The sequence below is a fragment of the Labrys sp. WJW genome, assembly GCF_001676615.1.
Lineage (GTDB): Bacteria > Pseudomonadota > Alphaproteobacteria > Rhizobiales > Labraceae > Labrys > Labrys sedimenti.
Map to the genome: position 1 here is coordinate 17,668 of NZ_LYXZ01000068.1, position 16,869 is coordinate 34,536.

Annotated in this window: 16 protein-coding genes; 13 read left to right on the top strand and 3 right to left on the bottom strand. The window is 66.5% G+C overall.

What is annotated here, in order from left to right:
* Positions 1-4 precede the first annotated feature (4 nt).
* The 7 genes from BA190_RS31255 (at position 5) to BA190_RS31285 (ending at position 7,130) form a co-directional block, all read left to right on the top strand.
* Positions 5-334, top strand: a complete 330-nt coding sequence (locus tag BA190_RS31255; protein ID WP_068297576.1) for an NIPSNAP family protein — start codon at positions 5-7, stop codon at positions 332-334.
* A 74-nt stretch (positions 335-408) separates the two neighbouring features.
* Entirely contained in the window at positions 409-1,461 is a 1,053-nt protein-coding gene (locus tag BA190_RS31260) for a BMP family ABC transporter substrate-binding protein (RefSeq protein ID WP_068297580.1), read from the top strand.
* A gap of 235 nt (positions 1,462-1,696) precedes the next feature.
* Positions 1,697-3,259, top strand: coding sequence for an ABC transporter ATP-binding protein (locus BA190_RS31265; RefSeq protein WP_068297583.1), 1,563 nt, complete (start codon positions 1,697-1,699; stop codon positions 3,257-3,259).
* Positions 3,256-4,305, top strand: a complete 1,050-nt coding sequence (locus BA190_RS31270; protein ID WP_068297585.1) for an ABC transporter permease — start codon at positions 3,256-3,258, stop codon at positions 4,303-4,305. The genes BA190_RS31265 and BA190_RS31270 overlap by 4 nt, the downstream gene beginning before the upstream one ends.
* A complete protein-coding gene (locus BA190_RS31275) occupies positions 4,302-5,195 on the top strand; it encodes an ABC transporter permease (RefSeq protein ID WP_068297588.1) in 894 nt (297 codons plus the stop codon). Before BA190_RS31270 ends, BA190_RS31275 begins: the two co-directional genes overlap by 4 nt.
* A gap of 1 nt (position 5,196) precedes the next feature.
* The gene (locus tag BA190_RS31280; RefSeq protein WP_068297590.1) at positions 5,197-5,625 is read left to right on the top strand and encodes a VOC family protein; all 429 of its coding nucleotides are present in this window, start codon (positions 5,197-5,199) and stop codon (positions 5,623-5,625) included.
* On the top strand, positions 5,622-7,130 hold the full coding sequence (locus tag BA190_RS31285) for an amidohydrolase family protein (RefSeq protein WP_068297591.1): 1,509 nt from the start codon (positions 5,622-5,624) through the stop codon (positions 7,128-7,130). The genes BA190_RS31280 and BA190_RS31285 overlap by 4 nt, the downstream gene beginning before the upstream one ends.
* Positions 7,131-7,158: 28 nt before the next feature.
* On the opposite strand, the gene BA190_RS31290 is transcribed toward BA190_RS31285, so the two are convergent.
* Positions 7,159-8,067, bottom strand: a complete 909-nt coding sequence (locus tag BA190_RS31290; protein ID WP_068297593.1) for an AraC family transcriptional regulator — start codon at positions 8,065-8,067, stop codon at positions 7,159-7,161.
* A gap of 2 nt (positions 8,068-8,069) precedes the next feature.
* Between BA190_RS31290 and BA190_RS31295 the strand changes: the two genes are divergently transcribed.
* Positions 8,070-8,477 carry a DUF2000 family protein gene (locus BA190_RS31295; protein ID WP_068297598.1) on the top strand — a complete coding sequence of 136 codons (408 nt, stop codon included), beginning with the start codon at positions 8,070-8,072 and terminating at the stop codon, positions 8,475-8,477.
* Between the two features lie 225 nt (positions 8,478-8,702).
* On the opposite strand, the gene BA190_RS31300 is transcribed toward BA190_RS31295, so the two are convergent.
* Both BA190_RS31300 and BA190_RS31305 read right to left on the bottom strand, forming a co-directional pair.
* Positions 8,703-9,167, bottom strand: a complete 465-nt coding sequence (locus BA190_RS31300) for a YbaK/EbsC family protein (RefSeq protein WP_068297603.1) — start codon at positions 9,165-9,167, stop codon at positions 8,703-8,705.
* A 193-nt stretch (positions 9,168-9,360) separates the two neighbouring features.
* Entirely contained in the window at positions 9,361-10,704 is a 1,344-nt protein-coding gene (locus tag BA190_RS31305) for an acetyl-CoA hydrolase/transferase family protein (RefSeq protein ID WP_068297605.1), read from the bottom strand.
* A gap of 346 nt (positions 10,705-11,050) precedes the next feature.
* Between BA190_RS31305 and BA190_RS31310 the strand changes: the two genes are divergently transcribed.
* The 5 genes from BA190_RS31310 (at position 11,051) to BA190_RS31330 (ending at position 16,853) form a co-directional block, all read left to right on the top strand.
* Entirely contained in the window at positions 11,051-12,067 is a 1,017-nt protein-coding gene (locus BA190_RS31310) for a substrate-binding domain-containing protein (protein WP_371260445.1), read from the top strand.
* A 254-nt stretch (positions 12,068-12,321) separates the two neighbouring features.
* A complete protein-coding gene (locus BA190_RS31315) occupies positions 12,322-13,842 on the top strand; it encodes a sugar ABC transporter ATP-binding protein (protein ID WP_068297612.1) in 1,521 nt (506 codons plus the stop codon).
* Positions 13,843-13,847: 5 nt separating this feature from the next.
* Complete coding sequence (locus BA190_RS31320; RefSeq protein WP_068297684.1) at positions 13,848-14,870, top strand: ABC transporter permease; 1,023 nt, start codon at positions 13,848-13,850, stop codon at positions 14,868-14,870.
* 10 nt (positions 14,871-14,880) lie between these two features.
* On the top strand, positions 14,881-15,861 hold the full coding sequence (locus BA190_RS31325; RefSeq protein ID WP_068297623.1) for a sugar-binding transcriptional regulator: 981 nt from the start codon (positions 14,881-14,883) through the stop codon (positions 15,859-15,861).
* On the top strand, positions 15,858-16,853 hold the full coding sequence (locus BA190_RS31330; RefSeq protein ID WP_068297628.1) for an aldo/keto reductase: 996 nt from the start codon (positions 15,858-15,860) through the stop codon (positions 16,851-16,853). The genes BA190_RS31325 and BA190_RS31330 overlap by 4 nt, the downstream gene beginning before the upstream one ends.
* Positions 16,854-16,869: the final 16 nt, after the last annotated feature.

The following is a 16,869-nucleotide window of genomic DNA, read 5'->3' on the forward strand; positions in this document are numbered from 1 at the left end:
CGCCATGATCGTCGAACAGCGCACCTACAGCTTCAAGCCCGGCCAGCTCGACCGCTGGCTCAGCAAATACGAGACCGAGGGCCTGCCGATCCAGAAGAAGCATCTGGGCACCTTCATGGGCCTGTGGGTCAGCGAGATCGGCCCGCTGCACCAGATCGTGATGATGTGGGCCTATCAGGGCCTGGGCGACCGCGAGACGCGCCGCGCCGCCATGGCGGCCGATCCGGCCTGGACCAAGTTCATCGGCGAAGTCTGGGCCCTCGACGCCATGATCTCGCAGGAGGTCAAGATGCTCAAGCCGACCGCGATCTGCCCGCCCTTGCCGGCGGCCTGACCATCCGGGGCGCACAAGCGTTCCGGCAAACAACAAGAACCAAGCCATCCAGATCAAGAAAAGGGAACTCATAGATGACCAAGACTCCCTCCGTTTCAGGCCTGTTCCGGTATTCGGCATCGCGCCGCCAATTCCTGCTCGGCACCGCCGGCGCGGCGGCATTTGGCTTGCTGTCGGGCCAGGCCTGGGCCGCCGAAGGCCTGGTCGCCCTGGTGCATACCCAGGCGGCCGGCGACAACGGCCCGGTGGACGGCATGATCGCATCGCTCAAGAAACTGGCCGGCGAAAAGGGCTTTGCCACCCGCATCATCTATGCGCAGGACGCGGCGACCTATGAATCGATCTTCCGCAGCCTCGGCGATGCCGGCGCCAGCGTGGTGGTCTCGACCTTCAACGAGGTCGCCGAGCCCTTCAAGGCGGTGGCGCCCGAATATCCCAACACCAAATTCGTGCAGCTCTACGCCGACCCGTTCGAGCCCGCGATCCCCAATGTGGTGACTGTGGCCTATGACTATTATCTGGGCTGCTATCTCTCCGGCCTGTTCGGCAGCCGCATCTCCAAGACGGGGGCGATCGGCTATATCGGCGGCGCCAGCATTCCCGGCCAGATCGCCGATCTCAATGCCCTCAAGGCGGCCGCGGCGGTGATCGGTCCCAATATCAAGTTCACCGGCGCTTTCGCCGGCTCGTTCCAGGACCCCGCCAAGGGCCACGAGATCGCCAACCAGCTGTTCCAGTCCGGCATCGACTATATCCAGACAGACTCGGCCGCCACCGACACCGGCATCATCCAAGCCGCCACCGAGGCGCCCGGCCGCCTGGTCAGCGCCATCTCCCGGGAGCAGTACAAGCTCGGCCCCAAGGCAGTCGCCGCCATCGTCAAGCTCGATTTCGGCCTGTCGCTCTATCAGGAGGTCAGCAAGGCCCTGGCCGAAGGCTGGAAGGGGCATCATGTCGCCACCGGCATCGACACCGGCGTGATCGACTTCGAGCTTTCGGACACCTTCCTCAAGGAAGGCCCGGCCGATCTCGTCGCCAAGGCCAAGGAGATCTGGCCCGACATCGAGAAGGCGAAGAAGGAGATCATCGCCGGGACGCTGAAGGTACCGCTCGACACCAAGCTGTAGAGCGCGAAGCCTGCCTGGCTACAGTCGTGGTTACACTTGCGATGACATTTTCTCCGTCATTGCGAGCGCAGCGAAGCAATCCAGTCTTGGTAAAACGCATCGCACGTGGCTCCTGGATTGCTTCGCTGCGCTCGCAATGACGCCAACCCACGGTCTCCGCCAAATCACGACTGTAGCGATAGCCCATCAACCGACAGGACGCAGCCCCATGGCCCTTGCATCCGGGAAGTCACCCATGCCCCAGCCCGCCCTCGCCTGCGGCGATGTCAGCGTCCTCTTCGGCGAGGTCGCGGCTCTCAGCCAGGTGAACCTGGGGTTCGAGGCAGGCCGCATCCATGCCGTGGTCGGGCAGAACGGCGCCGGCAAGACCACCTTCGCCCGCGTCTGCGCCGGCATCGTCAGGCCCTCCTCCGGGCAATTGCTGATCGGAGGACAGCCCGTGCCGCTCGGCAAGGTCAATGCCGCCCGCGCCGCCGGGGTCGAGCTCGTGCATCAGAGCTTTGCCCTGCCGCCCTCCTTCACCGTGGCCGAAGCCATGGAATTCGGGGCGCAGGGCCGCGGCGCGCTGTTCTCCGCCAAGGCGCTGAGGGCGCGCTGGGCCACCCATCTCGAAGGCCTCGGCGTCGAGGTCGATCCGCGCGCCCGCATCCGCGACCTGCCGGTGGAAACCCGCCAGGCTGTCGAGATCGCCCGCGCCTTGGTGACCGATGCTCGCATCCTGATCCTGGACGAACCCACCGCCGTGCTGTCGCCCTCGGGCATCGACACCCTGTTCGAGCGCCTGCGCGGCCTGCGCGAACGCGGCGTCACCATCATCCTGATCCTGCACAAGATCCGCGAGGTGCTCGGCATCGCCGAAACCGTCAGCGTCCTGCGCGGCGGGCGTCTGATCGAGGCCTGCGTGCCTGCCGGCGAGATCGATGCCGCCCGCCTCGCCAATTCGATCATCGGCACCGCCGCCGGCCTCGACAAGGCGGACAAGGCTGCCCTCGTCGGCGACGCCGCCGCGCCCGCTCCCCATGCCGCCTCGCGGCCCGGTACGGCGCCCATCCTCGAGATGAAGGCCGTCACCACCCGCCCCGATGGCGAAGGACGCCCGCTCGACCGGGCCAGCCTCACCATCCGCAGCGGCGAGATCGTCGGCATCGCCGGTGTCGAGGGCAATGGCCAGCAGACCCTGGTCCGTGCCCTTGCCGGGCTCGTCGGCCTGGAGCGCGGCACCGTCGCGCTGGATGGGCGCGATGTCACCAGGCGCCCTTTGCTGGAGCGCCGCGCCGCCGGCCTGCGCATCATCCCCTTCGATCGCAACAGCGAGGGGCTGAGCCTGACCAGTTCGCTATGGGAGAACTGGGCCGCTCGCAACCTGCTGCTCGGCCGCATCCTCTCCTTCGTGGCACCGGCCCGGCTGCGCAAGGCCTGCCAGGCCAGCCTGCAGGGCTGGGATGTGCGCTTCGCCACCACCGCCCAGCCGGCCGGCTCCCTCTCAGGGGGCAATGCCCAGAAGGTCATCCTCGCCCGCGAGATCGACGAAACGGCACGCCTGGTGATCGCGGCCCAGCCCACCCGTGGCCTCGACATCGGCGCCACAGCCTTCGTCTGGCGGGCGCTCAGGGCCAGCCGCGACCAGGGCTGCGGCGTCCTCTTGATTTCCTCCGATCTCGACGAGCTCTTCGATATCGCCGACCGCGTGGTGGTGATGTTCTCCGGCCGCATGGTGGCCGAATTCACGGCTCCCTTCGAGATCGCGGCGGTGGGCCAGGCCATGGTCGGTAACGTCAGCCTGGAGGAAGCCGCATGACCGATCGCCTCCTTGCCATCCTGCGCGCCGTCAGTTTCGTCGCTTTGGCCCTCGGCCTGTGCGGCATCGTGTTCGAATTTGCCGGCTATTCGGCCCCGGAGATGTTCCGCAGCATCGCCGACGGCGCCTTTACCTCCCCCAACGCCCTGATGAAGAGCCTGCGCTGGGCTCTGCCGCTGGTGATCACCGCCGCCGGCGTGCTGGTCTGCTTCCGCTGCGGCTATTTCAATGTCGGGGCGCAGGGCCAGTTCTATCTCGGCGCCATCGGCGCGGCGACGGCCGTCGAACTGCTCAACGGCGCGCCGGCCCTGGTGGTGGTGCCTGTGGCCATGCTGACCGGCATGCTGGCGGGGGCCCTGTGGGCGGCCTGGCCCGGTATCCTCCGGTTGCGCTACGGCACCGATGAGGTGATCACCACGCTGATGGGCAATTTCATGGCCGGCCTGCTCCTGGTCTATGTCACTTCCGGCCCGCTGAAGGATCCTTCCGGCACCGGCCAGGTCACGGCCAGCCGCCCCGTTGCCTCCGCCTATCGCATCGCCACCTCGGTCGGCGTCTCCCCCACCATGATCGCGCTCTCCCTGCTGGTGCTGGTGCTGGTCTGGCTCCTGGTGAACCGCACCGCCTATGGCGTGCTCTCGAGCCTGGCCGGCCGCAATGCGGTGATGATCGCCTGGCAGGGCGCTCGGCTCTCGCGCCTCGGGCTGTCGGCCTTCCTGATCAGCGGCGCCCTGGCAGGCCTCGCCGGCTCGATCGAGCTGCTCGGCCCCAATGGCCGCCTGGTCAGCGGCTTCCTGCCCGGCCACGGCTTCACCGCCATCCTGATCGCCCTGGTGGCGGGCCTGTCGGTGGCGGGCGCGGCGATCGTCTCGCTGTTCTTCGGCGGCCTCGCCGCCGCCAGCCTCTATCTGCCGGTGATCGCCGGCCTGCCGGCGGCGGCCATCGACGTGATCAACGCCGCCATCGCCCTGTTCATCACGGCACGCAGCTGGCTGCTGCCCGACTTCATCAAACGGCGCCTGCCGGCGCGGAGGACCCAGCCATGAGCGACATCCTCATCGCCATCCTGCGCTCGGGCACGCCGCTGATCTATGTGGCCATGGCCGGCATGCTGGCCCAGCGCGCCGGGATCTGGAACCTCGGCCTGGAAGGGCTGATGATCGCCGGCGCCTGCGCCGCCGCCATCGGCACCGCCAAGTCGGGCTCGGTCGCCTTCGGCCTCGGCCTTGCAATCGTCGTCTGTGTGCTCGGCTCGATGCTGCTGTGGTTCGTGGTCGAGAAGCTGCGCGCCCATCCGATCATCGCCGGCCTCGGCCTCACCGGCCTCGGCCTCGGCGGCACGGACCTTGCCGTCCAGGCCATCTATGGCAGCCAGGCCTCGGTGATGGCCGGCCGAGGCCTGCCCCGACTCGGCGAGGCTTTCGGCCCCTTCGGCGTGCTCTCCGTGCTGGTCATCGCCATGCCCTTCGTGGTGCTGGCGCTCTGGATGATCGTGCGGCGCACCCGCTTCGGCCTGCAATTGACGGCCTGCGGCGAGCACCCCTTCGCCGCCCGCAGCGTCGGCGTCGCACCGGCCCGCATGCGCCTGATCGCGCTGATGGGCGGCGGCGTTCTCTGCGCCCTCGGCGGTGCCGAACTGGCGCTCGGCACGCTTCAGCTCTTCAGCATCAACATGACGGCCGGGCGTGGCTTCATGGGCTTCGCCTCGGTGATCTTCGGCGGCGGCCATCCGATCGGCTCCGCCCTGGCGGCGCTGTTCTTCTCCATCGTGGATGCCTTGGGCATCCGGGCCCAGCTCGTCTTCGGCGACAAGGTGCCCCGCGATCTCCTGCTCGCGCTGCCCTATCTCGCCACCGTGCTGGGCGTGTGGGTCAGCGGGCAGTTGCGCGGCGGCGTCAAGGCGGCCGCGACAGGCGGCGAATTACGGGATTATTGACATGACGGCCTTTGCCCAACGCCATGCGATCAGCGATGTCTGCATCCTCACCGCGGACATCGAACGCTCGATCGCCTTCTATACCGGCAAGCTCGGCTTCACCCTGAAGCATCGCGCCCCCGGCTTCGCCGATTTCAACGGCGCCGGGCTGACCCTGGCGCTGTGGGAGATCGGCCATATCAGCCAGCATGCCGGCCTGTCGGCCGAGCGCGGCACCGGCCATCACAATGTGCTGATCGCCGTGCTGATGCCCTCTCCCGCCGAGCTCGACGCCTGCCATGCCGAACTCGTCGCCAAGGGTGTGAGCTTCCAAAGGCCGCCGGCCGATTATGCCTGGAACGCGCGCTGCTGCTATTTCTCCGGCCCGGACGGCGAGGTCTGGGAACTCTATGCCTGGCTCGACGGCGGCGCCCCGGGGAAGTTGGCATGAGCACCACCCTGATCCGCAACGCCACCATCCTCGCCATGGGCGGCGAGCAGGGCAGCACGCCCTTCACCGGCGATCTCCTCATCGAAGGCAATCGCATCGCCGCCATCGGCTCCGATCTCGGCGATCATCCCGGCGCGACGGAGATCGACGGGCGCGGCCGGCTGGTGATGCCGGGCCTCGTCAATGCCCACACCCATTCCGGCGAGACCTTCTTCCGCGGGCGCTATGAGCGCCTGCCCTTGGAACTATGGCTGCTCTATGCCTATCCGCTGCTGATGGGCCCACTGCTGCCGCCGCGCCTGCTCTATCTGCGCACGCTGCTGCTGGCGATAGAATCGCTGAAGGGCGGCGTCACCCTGCTGTGCGACGACTTCTTCGACCCGCCCCGGCACGATCTCGACCGGCTCGGCACCGTGTTCCGCGCCTATGAGGATGCCGGCATTCGCGCCAACGTCTCCAGCGCGGTGATGAACATTCATCCCCTCGACGCTCTCGCCTATGGCCGGCAGACCATGCCGGCCGAATTGCAGGCTCGGCTCGATTTCGGCCCACCGATCAGCGCGGCCGACTATGTCGACTATTGCCGCTCCGCCCTGTCGGCCTTCCAGGACAGGGCCGGGCGGCTGCGCTTCATGATCGCGCCCTCCGCACCCCAGCGCTGCACGCCCGACCTCATGCTGGCCTGCGACGAACTGGCCCGGCAATGGCACGTGCCGTTCCATACCCACATCCTGGAAACCAAGACCCAGGCGGTGACCGGCCGGCTTTTCCACGGCAAGAGCCTGATCCGCTATCTGCACGATCTCGGCCTGCTGCACTCAGGCATCACCATCGCCCACTCCGTCTGGGTCGATGAGGACGATATCGCCCTGATGGGCGCGGCGGGCTGCTCCGTCGCCCACAACGCCGTCTCCAACCTGAAGCTCGGCGCCGGCATCGCGCCGCTGCGCCGCCTCATCGATGCCGGCGTCAGCATCGGCCTCGGCACCGACGGCGTCTCATCCAACGACACCACCCGCATCTTCGACGTCATGCGCACCGCCGCTTTGGTGCAAAGCGCCACCGGTCCGGATCATGAGCGCTGGGTCTCGGCGCAGGAGATCCTCAAGGCGGCCACCTCGGGCGGCGCACGCACCGCCCTGCTGGAGGGGATCACCGGCTCGCTCGAAGTCGGCAAGCGCGCCGATTTGATCATGCTCCGGCTCGACAGCCTCGCCTTCACACCGCTGAACGATGTCGTCCGGCAACTCGTCTATGCCGAGAACGGCGCCTCGATCGAACGCGTGATGGTCGAGGGCGAGATCGTGGTGGAACAGGGCCGCCTGACCCGCATCGACGAAGACGTCGTCCTGGCCGAAATTCGCGAAGCCATGCCGGCCTTCCTGGCTGACCATGCCGAGATCGAGGCGCGTAACAGCATCTTTCATCCCTATTTCAATGAGATCCATCGCCGCGTCACGGCCGAGGAGATCGGCATGGACCGATACATCGCATCACGCGGGTGAGTGCGCCGCGCATGCCTGGGCTCGCCCCTCAGGCGGCAACCTGACCTGACCGCCGTCCGGTCTCGACCAGGCCGGCCCAGCGCCCCGGCGTCAGCCCATAGGCCTTCTTGAAATGGCGGGTGAGGTGGCTCTGGTCGGCAAAGCCAGTGGCGGCCGCGACCTCGGCGAGCGGCTCGCCCGCCGCGATCAGGGCACGGGCCTGCCCCAGGCGCCGCATCAGCAGGAAGCGGTGCGGGCTGGTGGCGAAGGCCGCCCGGAAATGCCGAGACAGGGCATAGCGATCGAGCCCCGCGATCTCCTCCAGTTCCTCCGAACGCACCGCCTCGAGGGCATGGGCCTCGAGATAATCGCGCACCCGGTCGACCTGCCGCCAGGCCAGGCTGCCGAGGGGCTTGAGCGGCTGGCCGGCGTGGCGGGCGAGCCCCTGGGCCAGGCGGGCGATGAGATCGTCGGCGGCAAGCTGTTCCAGCCCGCGATCAAGCGGACCGAGCAAAGCGAGAATATCCTGGCGCAGCGCCGGATCGCTGAACACCGGCTGGCGCAGGAAAGGCAGCGACACCGCGCCATCGCCGAGCCCCCGCATCAAGAGCGAGGGCTCCAGATAGAGGATGCGGTAATGCAGCCCTTCCTCGGTGCCCGCACCACCGTCATGCAGTTCGTCGGGATGCAGCACCAGCACCTGTCCCGGCAGGCTGGCGCGCGAGACGCCGCGATAACGGAAGCTCTGGACGCCGTCGAGGGTGACGCCGACGGCATAGGTGTCGTGACGATGCAGCTCGAAGGCATTGCCCTGGAACCAGGCCTCCATGCGCTCGATGCCGGGCAGCGGCGGTGCGGTGCGGATGCCATTGCCGCACGAACGTTCAAGACCCTGGAAGGCCTGGCGCCCTAAGGCTGGCGCGGTTCCGCTCGAAGACTCCGGCTCGAAAGTCGTCATTCATGTTCGATACCAAGTTTGCCATCGTGTTGCGAGACGATCTTGCCTCCTGGCAGGCGCTCAACGTCACGGCCTTCCTCACCAGCGGCATCGTCGCCGGGGCGCCGGAGATGATCGGCGAGCCCTACCGCGACCGCGCCGGCCGCTTCTACAACGCCCTGTCGGTGCAACCGGCCATCGTGCTGGCGGCCGACGCGGAAACGATGAACGCGATCCACCGCCGCTCGCTCGATCGGGGCATCAGGACCTCGCTCTATATCGAGGAGATGTTCCAGACCGGCCACGATGCCGCCAATCGCGCCGTCTTCGCCGATTTCGCTGCCGGAGATGCCAAGGTGGTGGGCATCGCATTGCGGGCCGACAAGAAGATCGTCGACAAGATCGTCAAGGGCGCGAAAATGCACCCCTGAGACCTAATGCGGTTCACTTAAGCAGGAACCGCTCCGAATTTGTCATAGCCGGGCTTGACCCGGCTACCCAGAAGCCACACGGACGAACCGTCGGGGAGCTGGATTGCCGGGTCAAGCCCGGCAATGACAAAGGTCGAGCCCCCCGAAACGCTTAAGTGAACTGCATTGCCCCCTGAGACCGGCAAACGGGATGGGACGCGCCGAGCGCATCGAGGCACGAGAGGCTCAGGCCTTCACATTGGCCACCGAACCGCCGGTCACACGCACCAGATCGGCCGGTGTTGTGCGGAAGGCGTGCGTGGGGGAGCCCGCCGCGGCCCAGACCGGATCGAGGGCCAGCAGATCCTCGTCGATCAGGATGAGAGCCGGTGCCAGATGCCCGACCGGCGCCACGCCGCCCACCGCAAAACCGGTGGTGGCCTCGACCCAGGCCGGATCGGCCCGCTCGATCTTGCGGCCGAGGGCAGCACCGACCTTGGCGCGATCGATGCGGTTGACGCCGGACGCGACCACCAGGATCGGCGTCTCGCCGGAGCGGAAGATGATCGACTTGGCGATCTGGGCGACACTGCAGCCCACGGACGCGGCGGCATCTGCCGCGGTATGGGTGCCTTCTGCGAACATGGCGATGGTGTCGGGATGTCCGGCCTGCAGCAGGGCCTGCCGAACCCGGTCAATGGCTTGCGTCATGAAATCATCCTCGTCTGAAAGCCGGGCAAGTTAGAGCAGGCAGGCGAGGGTGCCAAGCGAGGCGTCGTTGTCCTGGGGGCGCGGGCATCTTGCCCGCCTCTTCCTCTCAACCAAACACCGCGTTTCCAAGAGCGGCCGTCGCGACAATCGGCAAAGCCGATTGCGCGGCTACGTCCGCGCACCCGGGTTTCCCTCACACCATGCCGTAGCAGAAGCGCGGGATCAGGCCGTTCTCGCGCGCCTCGCGCTCCAGGCCCTCGCGAAAGTCGGGATGAGCGAGGCCGATCAGGGCCTTGGCTCGCTCGGCCACCGAGCGCCCCTTGAGATTGACCATGCCGTATTCGGTGACGACATACATCACGTCGGTGCGCGGCGTGGTGACCACATTGCCCGGCGTCAGGTTGAGCACGATGCGGCTGCGGCGATCGCCCCGCTTGTCGAAGGTCGAGGACATGCACAGGAACGACTTGCCGCCCTTGGAGGCATAGGCACCGCGCACGAACTGGAGCTGGCCGCCGGTGCCGCTGATATGACGATGGCCGTCGCTCTCGGAGGCCGCCTGGCCCTGCAGATCCATCTGCGTGGTGTTGTTGATCGAGACAACATTGTCGTTCTTGGCGATGTTGTGCGGCAGATTGGTGTAGTCGACCGGATAGGACTTGAAATGCGGGTTGCGGTTGATCGCCTCATATTGGCGGCGTGAACCGGCCGCGAAGGTGAAGGCGGCGCAACCCTGGTCGATGATCTTGCGCGCGCCGGTCACCAGGCCCGCATCGTACAGCGAGACGATGCCGTCGGTCATCATCTCGGTATGGATGCCGAGATCCTGGATGCCGCTGTCCTTGAGGATGGTGCAGACGGCATTGGGCATGCCGCCGATGCCGATCTGCAGGCAGGCGCCGTCCTCGATTTCCTCGACGATACGGGCCGCGACCGCCCGGTCGATCTCGCTCGGCTCGGGATTGCCGATCTCCGGCGCCTTCTGGCCGTCGCCCTCGATGATGTGGTCGACCGCGTTGACATGAACGCGATTGCCCTCGCCATAGACGGAAGGCGTGTCCTCGTTGACCTCGACGATGATCAGGCGAGCCCGCTCGAGGATGGCCTCGACATAGGTGGCGCCGCCGCCGAAGTTGAAATAGCCCTCCGCATCCATCGGCGCCGTCTTGATCACGACGATGTCCACGGGATCGATGAAGCGGCGATAGAAGTCCGGCGCCTCACCGAAATTGAACGGGATGTAGTTGCAGCGCCCGGCATCGTGCTGCTTGCGGTCATAGCCGGAGAAATGCCAGTTGAACCAGCCGAAATGCTCGCCATTGGGATCGCATTCCTGGGTGGCGCGCGCCCGCATCGTCAGGCAGTGGCGGATCTTGACGTCATGGAGTTCGTCGCGTCGGGCGGCGAGGGCCACCTCGAAGGCATCGGGCTGAGTCAGCCCGAATCCGTAGTCGAGCCACATGCCCGGCTTGACCCGTGCCGCCGCCTCGGCCGCCGTGATCTTCGTCGCCTGTTTGCCCCGAAGCCCAATGGTCATGGCGCTTCCTCCCAGTCGTGACGGCGCTTCGCGCCCTTTGCGTCAGCTTCCCTGACGACCACAGCCCTGTCAACCAAAGGGGATGGTCGGACATGGGTTTCCGGAAGTCGGGGCATCCCGTCCGTATGAGCCGAACCTGAGAGGAAGGACGCAACGCGGGCCCCCCTCGCCGTCTCGCTCGCCCCTTCATCTAACCACGCCTCCCCCGACGAATGACCATTGCGTCCGACAATAATCTCATCTATATCCATTTTGAAATGAATATCAGATAGTGAAATTTATTTCAAAATGGATCAACAACGCTGGGAAACAAGCCTGGCGACACCATCGGGAGGTGAGGATGGCCATCAGGAATTGGCTGCTCGGACTGGCCGCGAGCGCGGCTTTCGTCTCCGGCGCGAGCGCGCAGGCAGAGAGCAAGTTTCGCTGCAAGGAAGGCGAGACCTATGTGATGAACGTGATGGTCTCGGGCGTGGAATATTGGTTCCCGGTCTACGAGGCCTTCAAGCAGGCCGCCCAGTCGATGGGCTGCAAGACCGCCTATACCGGCACGCCGGAATATGACGTCACCAAGCAGATCGCGAGCTTCGACCAGGCCCTGGCCAAGAAGCCGGCCGGCATCCTGGTGCATCCGATGAATTCGGATCCCTTCATCGAGCCGATCAACCGCGCCGTGGACTCCGGCGTCTCGGTCGTGACCTTCGCGGCCGACTCGCCCAATTCCAAGCGCGCCTCTTATGTCACTTCCGACAACAACAGGGAGGGCAGCGCCGCCGCCGACATGGTCGCCAAGGCGCTGGACGGCAAGGGCGACTATGCCGTCCTGGAAAATCCCGGCCAGGACAATCACGACAAGCGCGTCACCGCCTTCATCGCCCGCATGGGCGAGAAATATCCCGGCATGAAGCTGGTCGGCCGCGCCGCCACCAACCAGGACCCGACCAAGGCCTATCAGGCGGTGCAGTCCCTCGCCCAGGCCAATCCCAATCTCGCTGCCCTGTTCATGCCTGAGGCCAATTCGGCTCTCGGCGCAGCCCAGGCCTCCCAGGAACTCGGCGGCAAGATCAAGGTGATGACCGCCGACGTGAACGCCAAGATCCTCGACATGATCAAGGCCGGCCAGGTCTTCGGTTCGGTCAATCCCAACCAGGGCATCCAGGGCTATATGGGCTTCATGCTGCTGTTCATGGCCCAGCATCCCGACCTGATCGACCCGATGAACGACTGGAAGCGCGCCGGCTACAACCCGATGGGCGTCCCCTTCGTCGACAACGGCTTTGCCGTGGTCAGCAAGGACAATGCCGACGACTTCTACTGGGACGCCTATCTCAAGCGCCGCGGCACCAAGGGCATCGAGGAATAATCGGGGCTCTTCGGACCCGCCCGCAAGCGCAGCGTTCCCAGGCAGGTTTGAATTCCGGGCAGCGCGGAGCGACCCCTCATCCGCCCTTTCGGGGCACCTTCTCCCGCAAGGGGAGAAGGCGATTGGCGAGCGCTGCGCCATCCAAAAGATTGCCTTCTCCCCTTGCGGGAGAAGGTGCCGGCAGGCGGATGAGGGGTTGCATCCTCCTATCCGGACGTCAGCCCCCTCCTCCTCACCCAAGACGAAGACCGGCCATGACCCATGATCTCGCCCTCGAAGTGACAGGCATCAGCAAGGCCTATGGAGCGATCCAGGCCCTGCGCAATGTCAGCCTCGGCGTCCGCAAGGGCGAGATCCATGCCCTCGCTGGCGAGAACGGGGCCGGCAAGTCCACCCTGATGAACATCATTGACGGTATCGTCAGGCCCGATGCCGGCGAAATCCGCATCCGCGGCGAAAAGGTCGAGATCGGCTCGCCGGCACGGGCGCAGGAACTCGGCATCGGCCTCGTTCACCAGGAGATCGCTTTGTGCGGCGGCATCTCGGTGGCCGAGAACATCTTCATGGCCGCCACCAACCGCCGCCAGGCCTTCTTCATGAATTATGGCGAACTGCGCGAAAAGGCCCGCGCCATCCTGGCCGAACTCGGCAGCATCGATCCTGACACACTGGTCGGCGACCTCACCATTTCCGAGCAGCAGATCGTCGAGATCGCCAAGGCGCTCACCCTCGACTGCTCGATCCTCATTCTCGACGAGCCGACCGCCGCGCTGACCGAGCGCGAAGCCGGCAAGCTCTTCGCCATCATGGCCGGCCTCAAGGCGCGCGGCATCTCCATCATCTATATCAGCCACCGCATGGCGGAGATCTTCGCCCATTGCGACCGCATCACGGTGCTGCGCGACGGCCAGCACGTCTCGACGGACGACATCGCCGCCATGACGCCCGAAAGCGTCGTCGGCAAGATGGTCGGCCGTGCGCTGGGCACGCTCTATCCGCCGAAGAACCCGAAAAGTGCCCAAGCGCCCGCCTTGATGACGGTTGAGGGCCTCAGCGACGGCGTGCGCTTCAAGGATATTTCCTTCGAACTCCGGCGTGGCGAGGTGCTGGGTGTCGCCGGGCTGATCGGCGCCGGGCGCACGGAAATGGCGCTCGGCATTTGCGGCCTGATGCCCCGCAGCGGCGGCAGGATCCGGCTCGAGGGACGCGAGGTGACGCCCGCGACCTATGCCGACAGCATCGCCAGCGGCATCGTCTATCTCTCGGAGGATCGCAAGGGATCGGGCGTTTTCCTCGACCTGCCGATCGCCGCGAATGTCTCGGCCCTCGACCTTGGCCGCGTTTCCACGCGCCTGGGCTTCGTCGACCGCTCTGCCGAACTGGAGCAGGCCCGGCGCCTCGGCGATCTCCTGCGCCTGCGCCGCGGCTCGCTCAACGATGCGGTCGCCACGCTGTCGGGCGGCAACCAGCAGAAGGTCGCCATCGCCAAGATGCTGTCGGTGGCGCCGAAGGTCATCCTGCTCGACGAGCCGACCCGCGGCGTCGATGTCGGCGCCAAGGCGGAGATCCATCGCATCCTGCGCGAGCTGGCGGACCAGGGCACCGGCATAGTGGTGATCTCGTCCGAACTGCCCGAGCTGATCGGCCTCGCCGACCGCGTCCTCGTCATCCACGAGGGCGGGATCGCCGGCGAGGTCACGGGAACCGACATGACCGAGGATAGGCTGATCCGCCTCGCCTCCGGATTGAGCAAAGACGCCGGGAGGGCGGCATGAGCGTGATGGGTGAGACCTCAGTGAACCAGAAGCATCCCGAAGCGCCGTCGCATGCGCGTCTGAACTGGCTGCGCGGCCTCGGCAATATGCGCGAGCTCGGCCTCGTGCTGATCATCCTGGCCCTGTGCGTGGTGATGTCCTTCGCTTCGCCCTATTTCCTGACCTGGACCAATCTGCGCGCCATGACGATGTCCTTCGCCGTCGAAGGCATCGTGGTTGTTGGCATGACCATCCTGCTGATCGTGGGGGCCATCGATCTTTCTGTCGGCTCCGTCGTCTGCTTCGCCATGGTGATCGGCGGCTGGCTCTTCCTGGCCGGCATCGACCCCTGGCTTGCCAGCGCCATGGCCATCCTCGCCTGCTCGGCCATCGGCGCCGCCATGGCGCTGGCGGTGACGCGCATCGGCCTGCATTCCTTCATCGTCTCCCTCGCCTTCATGGTGATCGTGCGGGGCCTGTGCCTGGCGATCACCGGCGGCACGCCGCTGTCCTTGTTCTCCCTGCCGCCGAGCTTCAAGTTCATCGGTCAGGGCTCGGTTTACGGCGTGCCCGTGGTGATCCTCATCTTCCTCGCCGTGGTCGTTACCTTCGACCTCCTGCTGCGCAAGGCCACCTTGTTCCGCCGCGTGTTCTACACCGGCTCCAACGAACGGGCCGCCGCCTATTCGGGCATCCGCACGGCGAGGGTGAAGTTCTTCTGCATCGTGCTGTGCTCCACCCTGGCCGGAGTCGCCGGCATCATCTACATGGCCCGCTTCGGGGCGGCGACGCCGACCTTCGGCGTCGGTATGGAGCTCAACATCATCGCCGCCGCCGTGATCGGCGGGGCCAGCCTCAATGGCGGCTCGGGCACCATCCTCGGCGCCATCCTCGGCATGGCGCTGCTGTCCGTGGTGTCGAGCTCGCTGATCCTGCTCGACGTCTCGCCCTACTGGCAGGACACCATTCGCGGCCTGATCCTGTTTGCCGCCGTCGCCTTCGATCACCTGCTACATAAGCGCAAGCAGGCTCTGACTCGTAAGGCATAGGACAAGCACCGTGGCAAAAGACAATGAAGGCGACCAGCGGCTCCGCCGCATCCATCGGGTATTGGTCATGCATTACATCGAGGGCCTTTCGCAGGCGGAGATCGCCAAGCGCACCGGCCTGTCCCATCCGATGGTCAACCGCCTCGTCAAGGAAGGGCATGAGCGCGGCTATGTCAGGATCGAGGTGAAGTCGCCGCGCCAGGATCTGTTCGAGCTCGAACAGGCCTTGGCCAGGGAGAGCGGCCTCGCTGAGGCGATGGTGGTGCCCACCGCCTCCGACCAGGACGGCGTCAACCTCCAGGCCGCCGGCCGTTCGGTCGCCGACCATATCCTCACCGTGCTCCGGGACGGCGACACCATCTGCGTCTCCGGCGGGGTCGGCGTCAGCGCCGTCATCGAGGCCCTGGCGCCCACCCGCGCCTATGACGTCACCGTGGTGCCGGCGACCGGCGGCGTGCAGGGCAAGCATTTCGTCGACGTCAACCACCTCGCCGCCCAGCTCGCCTCCAAGCTGCAGGGACGCGCCTTCCAGATCCATGCGCCGATCTTCGCCGCCTCGCGCACTGAGCGGGACGTGCTGATGTCGCTGCAATCGGTCGGCGAGGTGCTGGACCGGGCGCGCGGCGCCCGCATCGCTCTGGTCGGCATCGGCTCGGTGCTGTCGGAGAGCTCGACCTATTTCAGCCTGCATGCCCCGGGCACCGGCGGGCTCGGCGGGCTCGACGGGCTCCGGCAGAGCCGGGCGGCGGGGGAGCTGATCGCCCATCTGATCGACGCCGACGGCCATCTCTGCGACTACCCGCTCAACGAACGCGTCGTCGCGCTCAGCCCCGGGGAACTGCGGGCGATCCCGATGACCATCGGCATCGCAGCCGGCGCCCACAAGGCCGCGCCGATCGCCGGCATCCTGCGCGGCGGCTATCTCGACATCCTGGCCACCGACGAGGCCACCGGTACCCACGTTCTCGACATTCTCAAGAGGCCGACATGACCCCTCCGATCCCCCTGCGCAAACTGGGCCATTCCGACATCGCGGCGAGCGCCATCGCGCTCGGCACCTGGGCCATGGGCGGCTGGATGTGGGGCGGCCATGACGACGAGGCCTCGATATCAGCGATCCGCGCTTCCATCGACAAGGGGGTGACGTTGATCGACACCGCTCCGGCCTACGGCCTCGGCCGCGCCGAGGCACTGGTGGGGCAAGCCGTCAAGGGGCGCCGCCAGGAGGTGGTGATCGCCACCAAATGCGGGCTCAACTGGCATCACGGCAAGGGCAATCATTTCTTCGACGAGATGGGCCACAAGGTGCATCGCTATCTCGGCCGCGACGGCATCCTGCACGAGCTCGAGCAGAGCCTCGAACGCCTGCAGACCGATTACGTCGACCTCTACATCACCCATTGGCAGGATCCGACCACCCCGGTGGCCGAGACCATGGAGACGCTGCTGGAGCTCAAGCGAGCCGGGCGGATCCGGGCCATCGGCGTCAGCAACGTCACCGCCGATGACCTCAACGCCTATCTCGCCGTCGGCCCGGTGGACGCCATCCAGGAGCGCTACTCCATGCTCGACCGGGAGATCGAGGCCAGCCTCCTGCCTGTCAGCACGGCCAACGGCGTTTCCACGCTCAGCTATTCCTCCCTGGCGCTGGGCCTGCTTACCGGCAAGATCGGGCCGGAGCGCGACTTCGCCGGAGACGACCTGCGCAAGGACAATCCCCGCTTCTCGCGCGACAATCGCGCCCGCGTCGCCGATTTCGTCGCAGCGGTGAGCCCGATCGCCTCGGCCCACAGCGCGACGGTCGCCCAGCTCGTGATCGCCTGGACCATCGCGCAGCCCGGCATCACCTATGCCCTGTGCGGCGCGCGCGACGAGAAGCAGGTCAGCGAGAATGCCGCCGCCGGGCGGCTCGACCTGTCGGCTGACGACCTCGCCGCTATCGATGACGCCATCGCGGCCCATCTTGCCGCCGTCACGGCCTGACAGGGTGGAGTTGCAG

Excerpts from the sequence above, each read along its gene's own strand:
- BA190_RS31255 (WP_068297576.1), top strand. The coding sequence starts at position 5 with ATGATCGTCGAACAGCGCACCTACAGCTTCAAGCCCGGCCAGCTCGAC.
- BA190_RS31260 (WP_068297580.1), top strand. The coding sequence starts at position 409 with ATGACCAAGACTCCCTCCGTTTCAGGCCTGTTCCGGTATTCGGCATCG.
- BA190_RS31265 (WP_068297583.1), top strand. The coding sequence starts at position 1,697 with ATGCCCCAGCCCGCCCTCGCCTGCGGCGATGTCAGCGTCCTCTTCGGC.
- BA190_RS31270 (WP_068297585.1), top strand. The coding sequence starts at position 3,256 with ATGACCGATCGCCTCCTTGCCATCCTGCGCGCCGTCAGTTTCGTCGCT.
- BA190_RS31275 (WP_068297588.1), top strand. The coding sequence starts at position 4,302 with ATGAGCGACATCCTCATCGCCATCCTGCGCTCGGGCACGCCGCTGATC.
- BA190_RS31280 (WP_068297590.1), top strand. The coding sequence starts at position 5,197 with ATGACGGCCTTTGCCCAACGCCATGCGATCAGCGATGTCTGCATCCTC.
- BA190_RS31285 (WP_068297591.1), top strand. The coding sequence starts at position 5,622 with ATGAGCACCACCCTGATCCGCAACGCCACCATCCTCGCCATGGGCGGC.
- BA190_RS31290 (WP_068297593.1), bottom strand. The coding sequence starts at position 8,067 with ATGACGACTTTCGAGCCGGAGTCTTCGAGCGGAACCGCGCCAGCCTTA.
- BA190_RS31295 (WP_068297598.1), top strand. The coding sequence starts at position 8,070 with ATGTTCGATACCAAGTTTGCCATCGTGTTGCGAGACGATCTTGCCTCC.
- BA190_RS31300 (WP_068297603.1), bottom strand. The coding sequence starts at position 9,167 with ATGACGCAAGCCATTGACCGGGTTCGGCAGGCCCTGCTGCAGGCCGGA.
- BA190_RS31305 (WP_068297605.1), bottom strand. The coding sequence starts at position 10,704 with ATGACCATTGGGCTTCGGGGCAAACAGGCGACGAAGATCACGGCGGCC.
- BA190_RS31315 (WP_068297612.1), top strand. The coding sequence starts at position 12,322 with ATGACCCATGATCTCGCCCTCGAAGTGACAGGCATCAGCAAGGCCTAT.
- BA190_RS31320 (WP_068297684.1), top strand. The coding sequence starts at position 13,848 with ATGGGTGAGACCTCAGTGAACCAGAAGCATCCCGAAGCGCCGTCGCAT.
- BA190_RS31330 (WP_068297628.1), top strand. The coding sequence starts at position 15,858 with ATGACCCCTCCGATCCCCCTGCGCAAACTGGGCCATTCCGACATCGCG.